15 protein-coding genes and 2 pseudogenes are annotated in these 19,549 nt (G+C 72.6%); 12 read left to right on the plus strand and 5 right to left on the minus strand.

All coding sequences use genetic code 11. From position 1 onward, the window contains the following. The first annotated feature begins 52 nt into the window (after window positions 1-52). The 10 genes and pseudogenes from ACHBTE_RS01755 to ACHBTE_RS01800 all read left to right on the plus strand — a co-directional run bounded on the left by ACHBTE_RS01755 (window position 53) and on the right by ACHBTE_RS01800 (window position 10,072). Window positions 53-1,204 (plus strand): NAD(P)/FAD-dependent oxidoreductase, encoded by a 1,152-nt coding sequence (locus ACHBTE_RS01755; RefSeq protein WP_394721451.1) that lies wholly within the window; start codon window positions 53-55, stop codon window positions 1,202-1,204. Further along, a complete protein-coding gene (locus tag ACHBTE_RS01760; RefSeq protein WP_394721452.1) occupies window positions 1,201-1,503 on the plus strand; it encodes a (2Fe-2S)-binding protein in 303 nt (100 codons plus the stop codon). Before ACHBTE_RS01755 ends, ACHBTE_RS01760 begins: the two co-directional genes overlap by 4 nt. Further along, complete coding sequence (locus ACHBTE_RS01765) at window positions 1,496-3,016, plus strand: FAD-dependent oxidoreductase (RefSeq protein ID WP_394721453.1); 1,521 nt, start codon at window positions 1,496-1,498, stop codon at window positions 3,014-3,016. Before ACHBTE_RS01760 ends, ACHBTE_RS01765 begins: the two co-directional genes overlap by 8 nt. After that, on the plus strand, window positions 3,013-3,909 hold the full coding sequence (locus ACHBTE_RS01770; RefSeq protein ID WP_394721454.1) for a dihydrodipicolinate synthase family protein: 897 nt from the start codon (window positions 3,013-3,015) through the stop codon (window positions 3,907-3,909). Before ACHBTE_RS01765 ends, ACHBTE_RS01770 begins: the two co-directional genes overlap by 4 nt. A gap of 34 nt (window positions 3,910-3,943) precedes the next feature. Beyond that, complete coding sequence (locus ACHBTE_RS01775) at window positions 3,944-4,945, plus strand: proline racemase family protein (protein ID WP_394721455.1); 1,002 nt, start codon at window positions 3,944-3,946, stop codon at window positions 4,943-4,945. Between the two features lie 206 nt (window positions 4,946-5,151). Beyond that, window positions 5,152-5,856 carry a GntR family transcriptional regulator gene (locus ACHBTE_RS01780; RefSeq protein WP_394721456.1) on the plus strand — a complete coding sequence of 235 codons (705 nt, stop codon included), beginning with the start codon at window positions 5,152-5,154 and terminating at the stop codon, window positions 5,854-5,856. An 81-nt stretch (window positions 5,857-5,937) separates the two neighbouring features. Further along, window positions 5,938-6,608, plus strand: a pseudogene (locus ACHBTE_RS01785) (substrate-binding domain-containing protein); the annotation flags it as partial. Between the two features lie 87 nt (window positions 6,609-6,695). Then, window positions 6,696-7,232, plus strand: coding sequence for a cysteine hydrolase family protein (locus ACHBTE_RS01790; protein ID WP_394721589.1), 537 nt, complete (start codon window positions 6,696-6,698; stop codon window positions 7,230-7,232). 71 nt (window positions 7,233-7,303) lie between these two features. Continuing rightward, entirely contained in the window at window positions 7,304-7,750 is a 447-nt protein-coding gene (locus tag ACHBTE_RS01795; RefSeq protein ID WP_394721458.1) for a hypothetical protein, read from the plus strand. 270 nt (window positions 7,751-8,020) lie between these two features. After that, entirely contained in the window at window positions 8,021-10,072 is a 2,052-nt protein-coding gene (locus ACHBTE_RS01800; protein ID WP_394721459.1) for a phosphocholine-specific phospholipase C, read from the plus strand. A gap of 114 nt (window positions 10,073-10,186) precedes the next feature. Here ACHBTE_RS01800 and ACHBTE_RS01805 read toward each other — a convergent pair whose 3' ends face one another. Beyond that, the gene (locus ACHBTE_RS01805) at window positions 10,187-11,197 is read right to left on the minus strand and encodes a hypothetical protein (RefSeq protein ID WP_394721460.1); all 1,011 of its coding nucleotides are present in this window, start codon (window positions 11,195-11,197) and stop codon (window positions 10,187-10,189) included. Further along, window positions 11,194-12,011 (minus strand): annotated as a pseudogene (locus ACHBTE_RS01810) (phosphatase PAP2 family protein). Before ACHBTE_RS01810 ends, ACHBTE_RS01805 begins: the two are co-directional and overlap by 4 nt. A 240-nt stretch (window positions 12,012-12,251) precedes the next feature. Between ACHBTE_RS01810 and ACHBTE_RS01815 the strand changes: the two are divergent. After that, window positions 12,252-12,866 (plus strand): TetR/AcrR family transcriptional regulator C-terminal ligand-binding domain-containing protein, encoded by a 615-nt coding sequence (locus ACHBTE_RS01815; protein WP_394721461.1) that lies wholly within the window; start codon window positions 12,252-12,254, stop codon window positions 12,864-12,866. A gap of 157 nt (window positions 12,867-13,023) precedes the next feature. On the opposite strand, the gene ACHBTE_RS01820 is transcribed toward ACHBTE_RS01815, so the two are convergent. The 3 genes from ACHBTE_RS01820 to ACHBTE_RS01830 form a co-directional block, all read right to left on the minus strand. Continuing rightward, the gene (locus ACHBTE_RS01820) at window positions 13,024-14,010 is read right to left on the minus strand and encodes a DUF2510 domain-containing protein (RefSeq protein WP_394721463.1); all 987 of its coding nucleotides are present in this window, start codon (window positions 14,008-14,010) and stop codon (window positions 13,024-13,026) included. Between the two features lie 88 nt (window positions 14,011-14,098). After that, window positions 14,099-15,256, minus strand: coding sequence for an anhydro-N-acetylmuramic acid kinase (locus ACHBTE_RS01825; protein WP_394721464.1), 1,158 nt, complete (start codon window positions 15,254-15,256; stop codon window positions 14,099-14,101). Window positions 15,257-15,260: 4 nt separating this feature from the next. After that, complete coding sequence (locus ACHBTE_RS01830; RefSeq protein ID WP_394721465.1) at window positions 15,261-16,574, minus strand: MFS transporter; 1,314 nt, start codon at window positions 16,572-16,574, stop codon at window positions 15,261-15,263. Between the two features lie 193 nt (window positions 16,575-16,767). Here ACHBTE_RS01830 and ACHBTE_RS01835 point away from each other — a divergent pair, with 193 nt between their 5' ends. Then, a complete protein-coding gene (locus ACHBTE_RS01835; protein ID WP_394721466.1) occupies window positions 16,768-19,443 on the plus strand; it encodes an ATP-binding protein in 2,676 nt (891 codons plus the stop codon). Window positions 19,444-19,549 lie beyond the last annotated feature (106 nt).

Below are 19,549 nucleotides of genomic sequence, written 5' to 3' on the forward strand. Positions count from 1 at the left end.
TCCGCTGTGCTTCCGCATTCCCAGCAAGAGCGACATGTGACATAGTACTGGCGTGAGCATGCGACTGACCTGCGATGCCGTGGTCGTCGGAGCCGGATTGGTGGGCGCCGCCTGCGCCCTTTACGCCGGCCGCGCGGGCCTCGACGTGATCGTCGTCGACCGTGGCCCGGTGGCAGGCGGCACGACCGGTGCCGGGGAGGGCAATCTCCTCGTCTCCGACAAGGAACCCGGTCCGGAGCTGGACCTCGCGCTGCTGTCCGGCCGGCTGTGGACCGAGCTGGCACGGGAGTTCGGAAAGGCAGTCGAGTACGAGGCCAAAGGGGGAGTGGTCGTCGCTTCGTCGTCCGGCGGGCTCGCCGCGCTGGAGCGGTTCGCCGAAGGACAGCGCGCGGCGGGGGTCATGGCCGAACGGGTCGAGGGTGACGCCCTGTACGACCTCGAGCCGCACCTCGCCCCCGGACTGCCCGGCGCCGTGCACTACCCCCAGGACGCCCAGGTGATGCCCGCCCTGGCCGCCGCCCACCTGCTGCGCGCCTCGGGCGCCCGGCTGCTCACCGGTCACACCGTGACCGGCGTCCGGCGTGCCCCGGACGGCACGGTGTGCGGGGTCCGCACGGACCGGGGCGACATTCACGCCCCCGCGGTCGTCAACGCCGCCGGCACCTGGGGCGGCGAGGTCGCCGCGCTGGCGGGTGTCCGGCTGCCCCTGCTCCCGCGCCGCGGCTTCGTCCTCGTCACCGAACCCCTCCCGCGCAAGGTCCGCCACAAGGTGTACGCCGCCGACTACGTGGCCGACGTGGCCAGCGACTCGGCCGCCTTGCAGACCTCACCCGTCGTGGAGGGCACCGCCGCGGGGCCGATCCTGATCGGGGCCAGCCGCGAACGGGTCGGCTTCGACCGGACGTTCTCCCTGCCGGTCGTGCGGGCACTGGCAGCAGGGGCCACCCGGCTGTTCCCGTTCCTGGAGCGGGTGCGTGCCATGCGCTCCTACCTCGGCTTCCGACCCTATCTGCCCGACCACCTCCCCGCGGTCGGACCGGATCCCCGCGTCCGGGGGCTGTACCACGCCTGCGGCCACGAGGGCGCCGGAATCGGACTCGCCACCGGCACCGGCCACTTGATCGCCCAGGCGCTCACCGCCAGGACCCCCGACCTGGATCTCACGCCCTTTCGCCCCGACCGTTTCACCGAGGAGGCCGCATGAGATCCCCCGCGGAACTGGCCGATGCCCGGCCCGGCCCGGCGTTCACCGTCACCCTGGACGGCCGTGAGATCGAGGCGCTGCCCGGCCAGACGGTGGCCGCCGCACTCTGGACGGCCGGAGTGACGGCGTGGCGCAGCACCCGGCACGAGGGCCGGCCGCGTGGCGTCTTCTGCGGCATCGGTGTCTGCTTCGACTGTCTCGTGACCGTCAACGACCGGCCGAACCAGCGCGCCTGCCTCCTGCCCCTGCACCCGGGCGACGCCATCCGCACCCAGGAAGGGACGGGCCACGATGACTGACCCGGACCGCCCGGACGCGCGCCCGCATTTCGCGGTGATCGGCGCCGGCCCGGCCGGGCTCGCCGCGAGCGTCACGGCCGCCGCCCGGGGCGTAAAGGTCACGCTCCTCGACTCGGCCGCGCAGGCCGGAGGCCAGTTCTACCGCCGGCCCGCAGCCGCGCTGCGCGCCCACCGCCCCGAAGCCCTGCACCATCAGTGGCGCACCTGGGAACGGCTCGCCGAAGGGCTGCGCGCCCACGTCCAGGCGGGCGGCATAAGGCACTTGACGGACCATCACGTCTGGTGCGTTGAGAGGCGGGACACCGGCTTCACGGTGCATGCGCTCCTCGGTCCCGAGCAGCACGACGGTGTCGAAGTGCGCGCCGACGCCGTGCTCCTGGCGACCGGCGGATACGAGAAGGTGCTGCCCTTCCCGGGCTGGACGCTCCCCGGTGTCCTCACCGCGGGTGGCGCGCAGGCCATGCTCAAGGGCACCCTCGTGGTCCCCGGCCGCACCGTCGTGGTCGCCGGAACCGGCCCGCTGCTGCTCCCCGTGGCGACCGGGCTCGCCGCGGCCGGCGTCGAGGTGGCAGCCCTCGTCGAATCCGCCGACCCCAGGGCCTTCGTACGGCGGGCCCGCGCGCTCGCGGCACAGCCCGGCAAGATCGCCGAAGGCGCCGCGTACACGGCACAGTTGCTGCGTCACAGGGTGCGTCTTCTCGCCCGGCACACGGTCGTCGAGGCGCACGGCACCGACCGGCTTCGAGCAGTGACCGTCGCCGCCCTCGACGCCGCCGGCCGCGTCAGGCCCGGCACCGGACGCCGGATCCCGTGCGACACCCTCGCCGTCGGCCATGGCATGCTCCCGCACACCGATCTCGCCGAGACCTTGGGCTGCCCGCTCGACGGAGCAGGCGTGGAGGTCGACGACGAGCAGCGCACCGGCGTCCCCGACGTCTGGGCAGCGGGGGAGACGACGGGCATCGGCGGCGCCGCCCTCGCGCTCGCCGAGGGACACATCGCCGGACGCTCGGCCGCGGCCCGCCTGCGCGGGGCCGAACCCGACCCGGGCGCCTGGGCGGCGGCAGCGAAGGCCCGTACCCGGCTACGGGCGTTCACCGCGGCGCTCGACTCCGTGTACGTGCCCCCCGCGCACTGGACCGAGCAGATCACCGACGACACCGTGGTCTGCCGCTGCGAGGAGGTCACGGGCGGCGCGATCCGGGAGGCCGTCGCGGAACTCGGCGCCGGTGATCCGAGGACCGTGAAGCTGCTGACGCGGGCCGGGATGGGCTGGTGCCAGGGCCGGGTGTGCGGGCCCGCGGTCGCGGGGCTCGCCGGATGCGAACCCACCCCGTCCCGACGGCCGTTCGCCCGGCCCGTACCGCTGGGGGTGCTGGCACGCGCCGGGGACGAGTGCGATGCCGAGCAGTGCAAGGTCACATCCGACAGTGCAATGTCACATCCTCCTGCCTTCGGGCGCCCTGAAGCACTCTCACACCCCATGACTCCGACCGAGAGGGACCCCTCATGACCGCCACCGACGACCGACCCTGGCGCGGCGTCCTCGTCGCCACCGCGCTCCCGCTGCGCGAGGATCTCTCCGTCGACCACGGCAGGTTCGCCGAGCACTGCGCCTGGCTGGTCGAGAACGGCTGCGACGGCGTCGTACCGAACGGCTCGCTCGGTGAGTACCAGGTCCTCACCCCCGACGAGCGCGCCAAGGTCGTCGAGACGGCCGTCGCCGCCGTCGGCGGCGCGCGCGTGATGCCCGGCGTCGCCGCCTACGGCTCCGCCGAGGCCCGCCGCTGGGCCGAGCAGGCACGCGACGCGGGCTGTGCGTCCGTGATGCTGCTGCCGCCCAACGCCTATCGCGCCGACGAGCGTTCCGTCCTCGCGCACTATGCCGCCGTGGCCGAGGCGGGCGTGCCGGTCGTGGCGTACAACAACCCCATCGACACCAAGGTCGACCTGGTGCCCGAACTGCTGGCCCGCTTGCACGCCGAGGGTTACGTCCGGGCCGTCAAGGAGTTCTCCGGTGACGTCCGCCGCGCCTATCGGATCGCCGAGCTGGCGCCGGAACTGGACCTGCTGATCGGTGCCGACGACGTGCTGCTGGAGCTCGCGATCGCCGGCGCGAAAGGCTGGGTGGCCGGTTACCCGAACGCGCTGCCGAGGGCCTCCGCGGAGCTGTACCGCGCCGCGGTCGGCGGCGACCTGGGCACGGCGAAGAAGCTGTACGAGCAGCTCCACCCACTGCTGCGCTGGGACTCCAAGGTCGAGTTCGTGCAGGCCATCAAATTGTCCATGGACATCGTCGGCCGGTACGGCGGCCCCGTCCGTCCGCCGCGCCTCGCGCTGCTGCCCGAGCAGGAGGGGGCGGTCCGCACGGCCACCGAGAAGGCCGTCGCCGCGGGGCTGGCCTGACCGCATCCGGCACCCATAGCAAAGGAGACCGGACGTGCGCAGCAAACTCGTCCTGCACGCCGTCGACTCGCACACCGAGGGCATGCCCACCCGGGTCGTCACCGGCGGTATCGGCACTGTCCCCGGCGCCACCATGAAGGAGCGGCGCCTGTACTTCCGCGAGCACCTCGACCACGTCAAGCAGTTCCTGATGAACGAGCCGCGCGGCCACTCGGCGATGAGCGGCGCCGTGCTCCAGCCGCCCACCCGGCCCGACTGCGACTGGGGCGTGATCTACATCGAGGTCTCCGGCTACCTGCCGATGTGCGGACACGGCACGATCGGCGTGGCGACGGTGCTCGTCGAGACCGGCATGGTCGAGGTCGTCGAGCCGGTCACCACGATTCGGCTGGACACCCCGGCGGGACCGGTCGTCGCCGAGGTGGCGGTGGCGGACGGCGCGGCGCGGGCGGTCACCCTCCGGAACGTGCCGTCCTTCTCCGTCGCCCTCGACCGCAAGGCCACGCTGGCCGACGGGCGCACGGTGACATACGACATGGCGTACGGCGGCAACTTCTACGCCATCCTGCCGCTGGAGCGGTTCGGGCTGCCCTTCGACCGCTCCCGCAAGGACGACATCCTCCGGGCGGGACTCTCCCTCATGGCGGCGATCAACGCCGAGGAGGAGCCCGTCCACCCCGAGGACCCGTCGATCCGCGGCTGCCATCACGTCCATCTGATCGCCCCCGGAGCCACCGCCCGGCACTCCCGGCACGCCATGGCGATCCACCCCGGCTGGTTCGACCGCTCACCCTGCGGCACGGGCACCAGCGCGCGCATGGCGCAGCTGCACGCGCGCGGCGAACTCCCGCTGCACACCGAGTTCGTGAATGAGTCCTTCATCGGAACCCGGTTCACCGGACGTCTCCTCGGCAACACCGAGGTCGGCGGACGCCCGGCCGTCCTGCCCAGCTTCACCGGCCGCGCCTGGCTCACCGGCACCGCGCAGTACCTGCTCGATCCGTCCGATCCGTTCCCGGCTGGCTTCGTACTGTGAGCGTTCCGGAACGGCACTGCCGAACCGCTGTAGTTCGCGGGCCCGAGCATCGAGGATAATGACGGCGTACCGCGTGACATTGCAGAGCGGTGACCATCCACCAGCCGCACTCTGCACACCGCGCACACCCCACGCACCCCGCACCACACAGCGGACAGCCGCACAGCGCAAGTCGCTCAGTGGAAAGCCGCACAGCTAGGAGACCCATGGCAGCCCAGCGCACCGGCGCCCCGTCGACCGCAGCCGCCCCCGCGCTGCCCACCCTGGGCGGCAAGAAGAGCAGCTACCGGGAGCGGGTCGCCGACGCGCTGCGGGCCGCGCTGATCGCCGGCGAACTCCTCCCGGGGGAGGTGTACTCCGCGCCGGCCCTCGCCGCCCGCTTCGGCGTCTCGGCGACGCCCGTGCGCGAGGCCATGCTGGACCTGGTCAAGGAGGGCCTGGTCGACACCGTGCCCAACAAGGGCTTTCGGGTCACGGCGGTCTCCGAGCGGCAGCTCGACGAGTACACCCACATCCGCGCCCTGATCGAGATCCCCACGGTGGTGGAGCTGGCCAGGACCGCCGACAAGGTCTCGCTGGAGGCGCTGCGGCCCGCCGCCCGGGAGATCGTGCAGGCCGCGGTCGCCGGCGACCTGATCGCATACGTCGAGGCCGACACCCGCTTCCATCTCGGCCTGCTGGCCCTCGCTGGCAACGCCCATCTCGTCGAGGTCGTCGGCGACCTGCGCAAGCGCTCTCGTCTCTACGGGCTCACCGCGCTCGTCGAGGCGGGCCGTCTGCTCGCGTCCGCCGAGGAGCATCTGGAACTCCTCGACGCGCTGACCGCACGGGACGAGAAGGCCGTACGCGAGGTCATGACCCGGCACCTCGGGCACGTCCGCGGACTGTGGGCCGCGCCCGCGGATCGCTGAAGCCAGGCATGGAGAAGTGGACCGCTGGCTGACGCAAGCCGTCCGGCGGTACTGTCACCCGAACGCAAGTCGCTTGCGTTCCTGCTGCTGCAACAGCACGTCTCCGGCGTGGTCTTTGCCGGCGGGCTGTACGCGCAGGCCGACGCGCCGCACGGCCACTACAAGGAGCTCGCCCACCGCAACATCCCGGTGGTGCTGGTCAATGCGGCCATCGAGCACCTCGGTTTCCCGGGTGTGTCCTGCGACGACGCCGTGGCCGTGGAGCAGGCCTGGCGGCACCTGGCCTCGCTGGGCCACGAGCGCATCGGACTCGTGCTCGGGCCGGCCGACCACATGCCGTCGGCGCGCAAGCTGGCCGCCGCCCGGGCCGTCGCGGGGGAGCTGCCGCAGGAGCGCGTGGCACGGGCCATCTTCTCCATCGAGGGCGGTCACGCGGCGGCCTCCCGGCTGATCCACAGGGGGGTCACCGGCATCATCTGCGCCAGCGACCCGCTCGCGCTCGGGGCCATCCGGGCCGCCCGCCGCAAGGGACTCGGCGTCCCGTCGGAGATCTCCGTCGTGGGCTACGACGACTCGGCGTTCATGAACTGCACCGAGCCCCCGCTGACCACCGTCCGCCAGCCCATCGAGGCCATGGGGCGGGCGGCGGTGGAACTGTTGAACGCGCAGATCGCGGGCACCGCCGTACCCCGGAGGAGCTGCTCTTCGAGCCGGAGCTGGTGGTGCACGGGTCGACGGCACAGGCACCTCGCACCTTGCGAAGCGATACCCGGCGCTCAGCCGGAGGCCGAGACCCGGCGCGCGAGGCGCTCTGCCCCGTTCCGGGGCACTCTGGAGAGATGGGCAAGACCGCGCTGATCGTCATCGACATGATCAACACCTATGATCACGCCGACGCCGAACTGCTTCTGCCCTCCGCGGCGGAAGTGGTGCCGACCGTCGCAGCGCTCATGAAACGCGCCCGCGGGAGCGGCGCCCCGGTCGTCTACGTCAACGACAACTTCGGCGAGTGGCGCTCGCACCACGGAGAGCTCCTCGACAAGGCGCTCGCCGGGCCGCACGCGTCGCTCGTCGCACCGCTGAAGCCGGACGACAAGAGCCTCTTCGTCCTCAAGGCCCGCCACTCGATCTTCTTCGAGACGCCCTTGCAGTATCTGCTCTCCCAGCAGGGCATCGACCGGCTGGTCCTGTGCGGGCAGGTGGTCGAGCAGTGCATCCTCTACTCGGCCCTGGATGCCCACATCCGCCACCTCGAGGTGACCGTCCCCCGGGACGCGGTGGCACACATCCACGCCGACCTGGCGGATGCCGCGTTGCGCATGATGGAGCGGAACATGGGTGCCCATGTGTGTGCCAGCGACGACCTGTGGACCTGAGCAGGGCGGGAGCGGGCCCGGCGCACACGGTCCGGTCGGAGGTGTTTGCCGTCGAGGGGAACGGCAACGCGATGTCCATGAGTCCTTCGAACAACGACACGAATCAAGATTCCGGATCCACGCGCGCGACGGCCGCCAAGGCCCGGCGCACCACGGCGAAGGCGACCGAGCCGGCGTCCAAGGCGGCGGGCAAGGCGGCCGGCAAGACCGGTGACGCGGCGTCAGCGGCCGGGGACGCGGCAGGGCGTACGGCGGGGCGGGCGGCAGAGACGACCGTCAAGGTCGCTCACGCGACGGCCCAGGGCGTCGAGGCCGGCCGGCAGGCCGTGGTCGCCGCCTCGGGCCAGGCGGCGGCCCTCGCCAAGACCGCCTGGACGGTCATCGCCAACCGAAAGATCCTCGTCGCGGGCATGGGAGCCGGCCTGACCGCCCTGGGCGCGACGTCCTACGCCGCGGGCCGGCGCGCGGGCCGCCGGTCGCTGGGGCCGATCACCCGGCTGACCGGCGGGCGGATCTGACGACCGGGCCCCGGACGGCGGCACAGCACATCAGGGCGGGACCTCCCTTTCGGAGGTCCCGCCCTGATGTGCGCGGTCGCGCCGTCGTCTCTGCTGTGATCGCGACCATCCCCGCGCCCCGGTCCCGGCGCACCTGCCGTACCGGTGACTTTCACATGAGCGCCACCAGACCCTTCCCTGACGTTTGGTGCTCCTGGAACACTCCTTCCGCGCGCATTCCGTCACCAACGGCCGGTCACCACCCCCCTGATGGGAAGAGGTCCCCCACTCATGCCCGAAGTCAACCGGCGCAGATTCCTGCAACTCGCGGGCGCTACCACGGCGTTCACGGCCCTGTCGAGCAGCATCGAGCGGGCCGCCGCCATCCCCGCGAACCACCGCACCGGGTCGATCGAGGACGTCGAGCACATCGTCGTCCTGATGCAGGAGAACCGTTCCTTCGACCACTACTTCGGCAAGCTGCGCGGCGTCCGGGGCTTCGGCGACCCGCGCCCGGTGGCGCACGACAACGGCAAGTCGATCTGGCACCAGCCCGACGGCACCAAGGACGTCCTGCCGTTCCACCCGGACGCCGACGACCTCGGCATGCAGTTCCTGGAGGGCCTGCCGCACGGCTGGAACGACGGCCAGCAGGCATACAACGGCGGCAAGTACGACAAGTGGATCCCCGCCAAGGGCACCACGACCATGGCGTATCTGACCCGCGAGGACATCCCCTTCCACTACGCCCTCGCCGACGCCTTCACCGTCTGCGACGCCTATCACTGCTCGTTCATCGGCTCCACCGACCCGAACCGCTACTACATGTGGACGGGCTACACGGGCAACGACGGCACCGGCGGCGGCCCGGTCCTCGGCAACGACGAACTCGGCTACGGCTGGACCACCTACCCCGAGCGCCTGGAGCAGGCCGGCGTCTCCTGGAAGATCTACCAGGACATCGGCGACGGCCTGGACGCGGCCGGCCACTGGGGCTGGATCGAGGACGCCTACCGGGGCAACTACGGCGACAACTCCCTGCTGTACTTCAACAAGTACCGCAACGCGGCGCCCGGCGACCCCTGGTACGACAAGGCCCGCACCGGTACGAACGCCAAGGCCGGGGAGGGCTACTTCGACCGGCTGCGCGCCGACGTCAAGGCCGGCAGGCTTCCGCAGATCTCCTGGATCGCCGCCCCCGAGGCATTCTCCGAGCACTCCAACTGGCCCTCGAACTACGGTGCCTGGTACATCGCCCAGGTCCTGGACGCCCTCACCGCCAACCCGGCGGTCTGGTCGAAGACGGCCCTGCTGATCACCTTCGACGAGAACGACGGCTTCTTCGACCACGTCGTGCCGCCGCTCCCGCCGAAGGACGCTTCCCGGGGCAAGTCCACCGTCGACGTCTCTCTTGACCTCTACCCGGGCGACAGCAAGCGCCCGGCCGGTCCGTACGGTCTGGGCCCGCGGGTGCCGATGCTGGTGGTGTCGCCGTGGAGCAAGGGCGGATACGTCTGCTCGGAGACGCTCGACCACACCTCGATCCTCCGTTTCATGGAGCGTCGCTTCGGGGTCGCGGAGACCAACATCTCGCCGTGGCGCAAGGCCATCTGCGGCGACCTGACCTCGGCCTTCGACTTCTCCCGCAAGGACAGCCGGCCGGCCGCGCTGCCCGGGACCGACGAGTACGAGCCGCCGGACCGCGAGCGTCATCCCGACTACCGGCCGACGCCGCCGGCCGACCCGGACATGCCGAAGCAGGAGCGCGGGCTGCGCCGCTCCCGCCCGCTGAAGTACGCCCCGTACGTGGACGGCTCGGTCGACGCGGCGGCGGGCAAGTTCACGCTCGCCTTCGCCTCAGGTGCCAAGGCCGGTGCCGCCTTCCACGTCACCTCCGGCAACCGTACGGACGGCCCGTGGATGTACACCACCGAAGCGGGCAAGAGCATCGCCGACACCTGGAACTCGGCGTACTCGAACGGTTCCTACGACCTGACCGTGCACGGCCCCAACGGATTTGTCCGCTCCTTCAAGGGCTCGAACAAGGCGGCCGGCCCCGAGGTCACCGCCCGGCACAAGGGCGACGACATCGAGCTCGCGTTCAGCAACAAGGGACAGGTGAGCGTCCGTCTGAAGATCGCCAACGGGTACGGCGGCCGTCCGACGACGGTGACCGTGCGCCCCGGTGCCACCGTGCGCCGCACGGTCGACCTGGCGTCGAGCCGGCGCTGGTACGACCTGACCGTCACCGCGGACGCGGACCCGGCGTTCCGGCGGCGGTTCGCCGGGCATGTGGAGAACGGGCGGCCGGGTGTGAGCGACCCGGCGACGATCACGGAGTAGCCGGCACCTGCCGGATCTTCCTGCCGGATCTTCCTGCCGGGTCTTCCTGCCGGGTCTTCCTGCCGGATCTAGCTGCCGGGTCTTCCTGGCGGATCATCCGGATCGCGGTGCCGTTCAGAGCGCTGTGAGGTGCCCCGGCGCGGACTGCCGGGGCACCGACGCAGGTGCCGGCGCGGCCGACCCGGCCTCCAGGGCCAGTACCGCGGCCACCGGGTGGTCCGCGTCGGCGGTGGGATCGGCCGGCTCCTGGGCCACGCCGGTCCGTTCCTCGGTCACGCCGGTCCGCTCCTCCGGCATGCCGGTCCCGACCGGTGCCGCCCGGCTGAGCAGCACCACGCCCCAGGACGCCAGCCCCGCACCGGTCAGGGCCAGCAGCACGCCCAGCGCGCCGCCCTGCAAGCGCTCGCCCAGCAGCACGAGACCGATCACCGCCGCCGCCAGCGGGTTCGCCAGTGTCACCATCGCGAGCGGTGCGCCGAGGCCGCCCCGGTAGGCGGTCTGGGACAGCAGCAGCCCGCTCGTCGCGAAGGCGGCGACCAGCAGGGCCACCCCGGCCACCTGTATGCCGAGCAGGGACCCGGAACGGTCCGTCGCCGCCACCGTCACCGTCTGGGTGAGTGCCGAGGCGACCCCGGAAGCGAAGCCGGACGCGGTCGCGTGCCGCAGCCCGGGCCGGGCGCCCGGCCGCGACAGCAAGCCGATCAGTGCCGTCGTCACCGCGGCCACCGCCAGCGCCTCGGGTGCGCTCAGCACCTCCTCGGGCGCGGGCCCGGACGCCGTGACGAGGATCGCGGACAGACCGAGCAGTGTCAGAGCCGTACCGCGCCACTCGGCCCCGCTGACCCGTCGCCCGGCGAGACGCGCGCCCAGCGGCACCGCGGCCACCAGAGTGAGCGCGCCGAGCGGCTGAACCAGCGTCAGCGGGCCGTACTTCAGGGCCACGACGTGCAGCAGCGCGCCCGAGCCGTTGAGCAGAACCGAACCCCACCAGGCGCCGGAGCCCAGCAGCCGTACGAGGCCCGGCCCGGGGGCGCGGGAGGCCAGCCGCTCCTGGGCGACGGCCGCGGTGGCGTAGGCGACGGCCGAGAGCAGGGAGAGGGCGACGGCGAGCAGGGTGGCGTTCATCGGCCCGCTCCCGCGAGCAGGGCGTCCTCGTCGACGGGCTCCTCGCGCCGGGCCTGCGGTACGACTCCGCCGGCACCGCGCCCGGCCGTCGCCGCCGTGCGCTTCGGCGGGCGGATCACGGCGAGCGCGAGAGCGAGCATGGCCGCCGCCACGAGCGCGTCGAGCCAGTAGTGGTTGGCCGTGCCCACGATGACCAGCAGGGTCAGCAGCGGGTGCAGCAGCCACAGCGGGCGCCACCGCGACCGGGTCGCCACGATCAGGCCGATCGCCACCATCAGGGCCCAGCCGAAGTGCAGGGACGGCATCGCCGCGAACTGGTTGGACAGTTGGTCGGTCTCGGGGGAGCCGTACACGGAGGGGCCGTAGACCTGCCCCGTGTCGATCAGTCCGGTGGCGGTCGGCATGCGCGGCGGGGCCAGCGGGAACGCCAGATGCACCACGAGGGCGGCGGTGGTGAGGGCGGCGAGGGCTCGGCGGGCCCAGACATAGTGCGCGGCCGCAGGTAGAGCCAGATCAGGAAGGCCGCGGTGGCCGGGAAGTGGACGGTCGCGTAGTAGGTGTTGGCGATGCGTATGAGTGTGTCGCCGTACAGCAGCAGGTGCTGCACCGAGCCCTCGCCCGGCAGCTGGACGGCTCGTTCGAGGTCCCACACGCGGTCGGCGTTGCGGAAGGCCTGCGCGGTGTGGCCCGTGGCCAGCTGCCGGCCGAGCTTGTAGACGAGGAAGAGCCCCGCGACGAGCAGCAGCTCCCGGAGCAGCGGGGGCCGTGCTGCGCGGACGGTCCTTGCCGGTGCGGGCTCGGTGCGGCCATTCATCCCCCGGCCCTTTCCGCCGAACGGTTGCGTGGTGCCGGGTACGGCACCGCCACGTCATCGATACGTCACCGATACGGCGGTGTACCGAAACGCCGCTGTATCGATACGCCACTGTACCGATACGCGAGCGTTCCGGTACAGTGGCGTATCGATGGACGTGCGACACACCGGTGACAGGCCCTGGCCGACGGGGCCGACCGGCGCATTCGAACGAGGCGCATTCGAGTGAGGGGAAGAGGCATGACGTCGCAGGACGCGGACGGGCCGGAGACGGTCGTCGCCTCGCGCCGCTCCAAGATCACGCCCGAGCGTGAACGGGAGTTCTTCGACGCCGTGCTCGAACAGGTCCGCGACTGCGGATACGACGCCGTCACCATGGAGGGCGTCGCCGCCAGCACCCGGTGCAGCAAGTCCACGCTCTACCGGCAGTGGAGGACCAAGCCGCAGTTCGTCGCCGCGGCCCTGCGCGCCAGCCGCCGGACCCGCTTCGACGGCATCGACACCGGCACGCTCGCCGACGACCTGCGCCAGGCCGCGCGGATCGCCGGGGCCTGGGCGGACAAGGACACCCGGCTCTTCCAGGCGCTCAGCCACGCAGCCATGCAGGACCCGGAACTGCGCTGCGCCCTGCGCGAGGCGCTCATCGAACCCGAGATCGAGGCGCTGAAGGAGCTCCTTCGGCGCGGGGTGGCACGCGGCGAGGTCGCCGCCGGCCATCCGGCGCTGGAGTACGTCCCGGCCCAGATCTTCGGCGTGCTGCGGGCGCGTCCCGTCCTGGAGGGCGAGGACGCGGACCCCGATTACCTGGTCGGATTCGTCGAGGCCGCCGTGCTGCCGTGTCTGGGCCTGACCTGAGACTCAGGCCGCCGTCCGCGGGATGACCCGGACGGCGACCTGTCATCGCGCCGCACCGTGGGGACGGGGGCGGCGCGCACCCGCGGCCGGGTGGGGTGCCCCTTGAGCGGAGGGGCGCCCCACCCGGCCGTACCGCGCGGGCGCCCGGAGGTCGGCGTCAGACGTCCTGGCCGTTGCCGCCGCCGGTGGACACCTTGATGCCCTTGGTGATCTCGTCGAGGACCGACTGGCCCTCCCCGACGTCGACACCGAAGCGGACCACGACCATCTGCCGTTCACTGACAGGCGAGGGGAAGACGAGCGACTGGACATAGCCGTCGGCGCCCTTGCTGGTGACGGCCTTCCAGCGGACCATCCAGCCCTTCTGCCCGGCCACGGTCACCGCCTCGGAGGCCAGCACCTCGTGCGAGGTGATCTTGCCGTATCCCTTGCCGTATGACTCCTCGGCGTTCCGCGCGATGTCCGCCTTGGCGATCTCCTCGGCGGTGTCGCCCTTGGTGCCGAGCGCGAACGCGGGCGTCGAGTAGGCCCCGCCCTTCATGCATTCGTCGGAGGTGCCGTCGGGGCACTTGTACGTCTCGTCGGACGCCACCTGTGCGCCCCAACCGATCTTCCGGCCGTACCAGCCGTCCGGCACCGGCAGGCTGATCCCGCTCACGGAGTCCGTCACCGAGCCGGAGTCGACCTTCGGCGCCCCGGACCCGTCGGGGGAGGGCGACTGCCCACCGGAACCGCCGTCACCGCCGCCGTTGCCGCCGCCCGAGTCGCCGAAGGGGCCGCCCCGCCCGCCCGGGTCCTGTCGCTGTGCGTCGGGCCTGCCGCCGCCCGAGCCGCCGTCGGCGGTCAGCGCGTACACGCCGACGCCGATGCTCGCGAGGACCACGGCGGCCACGCCCACGGCTATGCCGGTACGCAGACCACGCCGCGCGCCCGACTGCTGCACCTGGCCGGGATACCCCGGGTGCACCGGATACCCCGGATGCGCCGGATACCCCGGATGTGCCGGAGGGGCCCACGCGGTGGCCGACCCCGTGGGCCGGACCTGGTCCGTCCATGCCTCGCCGTCCCACCAGCGTTCGGTGGGCGGACCGTCACTTTTCCGGCCGGGGTCGGGATACCAGCCGGGAGGAGTCGCCTGCGTCATGGGCCCACCGTATGAGGTCTCGGTGAAAGCCGGATGAGAGGGTCCGGCCGATGCGGCTCACGGGCGCACCAGTTACGGCCGCCCGGCGTCACTCCAGGACGAGCCGCACCGGCCGCTGCCGGGCGGGCGGCGGCAGCCGCAACCCGCCTGGGCCCGGGGTGATCGAACCCAGTACGCGCGCGTGCCGGGCGCCCGTCGAGGCCGGCTCCGTGCCCGGCAGCCCGTGGACGGTCAGAAAGCCCAGGACGGCGAAGGCGTACGCCTCCTTCGCGGGCGACGGCAGCCCCAGTTCGTCGGAGGTGCGCAGCGCCACCTCCCCCGGCAGCCGCTGCCCCAGCATCCTCATCAGCACGGGGTTGCGCGTCCCGCCTCCCGAGGCGATCACCTCCGTGGCACCCAGCGAGCGCACCGCGTCGGCGACCGTCCGGGCCGTGAGCATGGTCAGCGTGGCGACGACGTCCTCGGCGGGCAGCGTCCCGAACCCGGCCAGCGCGTCCCGCAGATGCCCGAGGTGGAACAACTCCTTGCCGGTCGTCTTCGGCGCCGGCAGCGCGTAGTACGGCTCCGCCAGCAGCCGCCGCAGCAGCGGTTCATGGACGCTGCCGCGACCGGCCAGCGCCCCGTCCACGTCGTATGCCAGCCGCCCGCCGCTGAACCCCTGTGCCGCCGCGTCGATCAGCGCACAGCCCGGCCCGGAGTCGAAGGCGGTCGCGTCGGGCGCGGTCAGGTTGGCGATGCCGCCGAGGTTGAGGGCGACCGGGGTGCCGGGCCGGCCGCGCAGCCACAGCAGATCGACCAGGCTGACCAGCGGCGCGCCCTGGCCGCCCGCGGCGATGTCGCGCGGCCGGAAGTCGGCGACCACCGGCAGGCCGGTCGCCTCCGCGATCCAGGCGGGCTGCCCGAGCTGGAGCGTGCCGTGCACCTGGCCCTGTTCGGCCCAGTGGAACACCGTCTGCCCGTGTGAGGCGACCAACTCGGCCCGCCCGTCGCACAGTTCACGGTCGGCCCTGACGGCCGCCGCCGCGAACGCCTGCCCGATCCGGGTGTCGAGCCGGCACACCTCGGCCGTCGAGGTCGTGCCCGGTGGCAGCGCCGCCGCGAGTGCCGCCCGCAGCTCGTCGTCGTACGCCTCGCTCACCAGACCCAGCGGCTTCAGGACGAGACTGTCGCCGACGAGGCCCAGGTCGGCCGCACAGGCGTCGATGGCGTCGTACGACGTGCCCGACATCAGACCGATCACCCGCATCCGCTCAACTCCCCTTCGCCTCGGGGGCCTTGACCGGATCACCCGGCACGCCGGCCCTCCTCCTCGGTGTCCCGGCCAGTGCCAGGACGCTCACCGCGCAGGTTGCCGCAGCGTAGTACGCGGGGACGTCCACGTTCCCGGTCCGAGCGATCGTCTCCGTGACGATGAGTCCGGCGCACCCCGAGAACACCGCGTTGGACAAGGAGTAGGCCAGCCCCAGCCCCGTGTGGCGCACGGTGGTCGGGAACAGCTCCGCGAGCATCGCCGGACCGGGCCCCGCCATCAGCCCCACCACGGCACCCGCGCCGCACACGGCCGCACCCTTCACGGTGCGGGAAACGCCCGGGTCCTGAAGAAGGTCGAGCAGCGGCACCGCGAGCACCACCACGAGCAACGCCCCCGTCAGCATCACCGCACGCCGGCCGAGCCGGTCGCTGAGCAGGCCGGCCGGGAGGATGGCCGCCGCGAACCCCGCGTTGGCCGTCACCGTGGCGATCAGCGCCTGCTGGAAGGTCGCGTCCAGGGTGGACTGGAGATACGACGGCAGGACCACCAGGAAGGTGTAACCGGCCGCCGCCCACCCCATGATCCGCCCGGCGCCCAGCGCGATCGCCCCGGCGACCTCGCGCACCGGGGGCCGCGCCGCCTCCCGCGCCTCCTCGAACGCCGGCGTCTCGTCCAGCCGCAGCCGCAACCACAACGCGCCCAGCCCCAGGGGCAGCGTCATCAGGAACGGCAACCGCCAGCCCCAGTCGCCCAGCTGCTCCACGGTGAGCACGGTGGCCAGCAGCGCCGCCACCCCCGCCCCGCCGAGCAGCCCCAGCGCCACCGTGAACGACTGCCACGCCCCGTACAGCCCGCGTCGCCCGGGCGGCGCGCACTCGGTCAGCACCGCCACCGCACCACCGAACTCCCCGCCCGCCGACAGCCCCTGAAGCACCCGCAGAAACGTCAGCAGCCATGGCGCGAGGGCACCGGCGGTCGCGTACGTCGGCAGCACGCCGATCAGCGTCGTCGCCGCCGTCATCAGCGTGATCACCACGATCAGCACCGGACGCCGCCCGATCCGGTCACCGAGCCGGCCGAACAGGGCCGCTCCGACCGGCCGGAAGAAGAACGCCAGCGCGAACGACGCGTACGTCCGCACCAGCGCCTCGGCCTCGCTGCCGCCCTCCGGGGTGAAGAAGCGCGCGGCGATGATCGTCGCGAAGTAGCCGTAGACACCGAACTCGTACCACTCGATGAAGTTGCCCACCGAACCCGCCACCAGGGCCCTGCGGGACCCCACGGTGCCTCGGCCGGAAGAAGTCGGCTTCATTCCCGGGCCTCCCCGGTCGGTTTTTGACTGAAAGTAAGTTTCTTCCGGGCAGGTCGCGGACACCGCGCGTCGCCTGTCCGTACCTGCCGTCACCCTTCACGGCAAGAGCTGCCCCGACCCGCCTCCACTCAGGCAATCGGACGGCTACGCTCAGCATCTGTACGTCGTTCGGGCTACTTGGGGAGGGACCGGGATGACGGAGGTACGGCCCACGCCGACCGCCACGGCTTCCCTGTGGGAGCGCGACGAGGAACTCGCCGCCGTCGAGCGGGCGCTCGACGCCCTGCGCGCGGACAGATCCTCCTCGGGCAGCCTGCTGGTGTTCCGCGGCGAGGCGGGACTGGGCAAGACCGCGCTGCTGGCCGAGACACGCCGCATCGCCGAAGCGCGCGGCTGCACGGTCTGGTCGGCCCGCGGCAGCGAGACCCTCAGTTCCGTCCCTTTCAACGTCGTACGCCAGCTGCTCCAGCCCGCGCTGCTGTCGCTGATGCCGGAAGAGGCACGCGAGTACCTCGGCGACTGGTACGACATCGCCGGTCCCGCCCTCGGCATAACGGAACCCGGCGAGCGCCAGGCCGACCCCCAGGGCGTGTGCGACGGCCTCGTGGTCGCGGTGCGCCGACTGGCCCGGCGGGACTGGCCGCTGGTGCTGCTGATCGACGACGCGCACTGGGCCGACCAGGAGACCCTGCGCTGGCTCGCCGCGTTCGCCGAACACGTCGGCGAGCAGAACGTTCTGGTCATGGTCGCCCGCCGGCCCGGCGAGGTCAGCGGCGACAGCGCCCGCCACCTGGATACCGTCGCCGCCGCGGGCAGCTCCGTCGCCAATCTGAGCGCCCTCACCCCGGACGCCACCGCCGGCCTCACCCGCGCCACGCTGGGCGCGCACGCCGACGCCCCGTTCTGCCGCGAGGTCTGGGCCGTCACCGGCGGCAACCCCTACGAGACCGTCGAACTCCTCGCCAAGGTCCAGGACAGCGAGTTCGAGCCGACCGAGTCCGCCGCCGGTGAACTGCGCGCCCTGAACCGCGCGGCACGCGGCGGCGGCCTCGTCGCCCGCCTGGAGACACTCGGCATCGACGCCACCCGGTTCGCCTGGGCGGCCGCCATCCTCGGCGCCGGGATCTCCGTCGAACTGGTCGCCGAGCTCGCCACCATGAGCCTGGACGACGCCGTGCGCTGCGCCGACCTGCTGCGCGCCGCGCGCATCCTCACCGAGCCCGACCCGGCCGGGGTCCAACCGGACGACGGAGAGCTCCAGTTCGTCCACCCCCTCATCGCCAGCGCCGTCTACAACTCCATCCCCGACGCCCTGCGCACCGCGATGCACGGCATCGCCGCCCGCGTCGTCACCGACAACGGCCATGGAGCCGCCGTCGCCGCCCGCCACCTCCTGGAGGTCCACCCGGACAGCGACGAGGAACTCGTCGAGCAGCTGCGCGAGGCCGCCCGCGAACACCTCGCCGTCGGCGCGCCCGACGCGGCCCGCCGCTGTCTGGAACGCGCCCTGCTGGAGCCGCCCGTACCCGAGGTGCACGCACGCGTGCTCCACGAACTGGGCTCCGCCACCCTGCTCACCGCCCCCGCCACCACCATCGACCACCTCCAGACCGCGCTAGCCATGCCCGGCCTCGACGGGGACGAACGCCTCGACGCCGTCTACCGCCTCTCCCAGGCCCTGCTGCACAACGACCAGCTGGAGGAGGCCGTCCGCACGGTCGAGGCGGAGGCCGCCAAACACGCGGCCGGACCCGCCAGACTCCGGCTCCAGGCCGTGCAGTTCATGTGGGAGGGGCTGCACGCGGGCGAGGCGGACGCCGCCGGACGCTCCGCACGCCTCGCCGAACTCGCCGCCACCTGCACCGGCCGCGACAACCCCGAGCGCGCCCTGCTCATCCTGCGCGGCTTCGACGCCATGGCCCGCGGCGAGAACGCCGAGGAGGTCGTCGAACTGTGCGACCGCGTCCTCGTCAACGGCCGCCTCGCCCCCGGACTCGGCTGGACCGACCCGGAGTGGGGCCTCGAGCTACCGATGATGCTGGCCAGCTCCTACGCCTTCACCGACCGTCTCGACCGCGCCGAGGCCCTCTACAACGAGGCGCTGCGCGCGTACGAGTCCGCCGGCTGGAGCGGCGGCCATCTCTCCCTGGCCCACGCCTACGTCGGCCTGGGCCACCGCAGGCGCGGCCGGCTCCGTGAGGCCGAGGCGTCCCTGCGCAAGTCGCTGGCGCTCGCCGAGCGCGTCGGCCGCCGACTGCCCCTGCACTGGTCGGCGACCTGCAACCTCGTCGACACCCTGCTCGCCCGCGGCCATGTCGACCAGGCATGGCAGGTCGCCGAGGACTACGGCTTCGCCCCGCCCTACCCCTCCACCATCGTCCTGCCCGACCCCCGCTCGGTCCGTGGCCGCCTGCTGCTCGCGACCGGCCGCACCAAGGAAGGCATCAACGAACTGGAGGCCGCGGAAAAGGCGGCTGCCGTACGCGGCCACCACAACACGGTGCTGGTGCCCTGGGCCGTGGATTTGGCCCGCGCCCTCGCGACCGAGGATCCGGCGCGCGCCGGCCGCCTCGCCACCGAGGTCCGCCGCCACGCCGAGCGCTTCGGCACCGACACCGCCATCGGCGAGGCCCTGCGCTGCGCCGCCGCCCTGGAGACCGGCCAGCGCGCGGTGCGCCTCGCCGAGCAGGCCGTCACCTATCTGGAGGCCTCGCCCTGCCAGTACGAGCACGCCGCCGCCCGCGTCGAGTACGGCATCGCCGCTCGCTCGTCGGCGGAACTGCGGCGCGGCTTGACGCTGGCACGGTCCTGCGGGGCGGACGGGCTGGTGGCGCAGGCGGAGGCGGTTCTGGCGGCGGGGCGGATCTAGGCCCTGTCGTCAAATTCCCGCCTGCCGTGCGACGCCATGCGGGCGGACGACGGGAATTTGACGACAGGCCCTAGGAAGGGCCTGCCAATTCCCTGAGCGAGGGGCG

This window comes from Streptomyces sp. M41 (genome assembly GCF_043673425.1).
GTDB lineage: Bacteria > Actinomycetota > Actinomycetes > Streptomycetales > Streptomycetaceae > Streptomyces.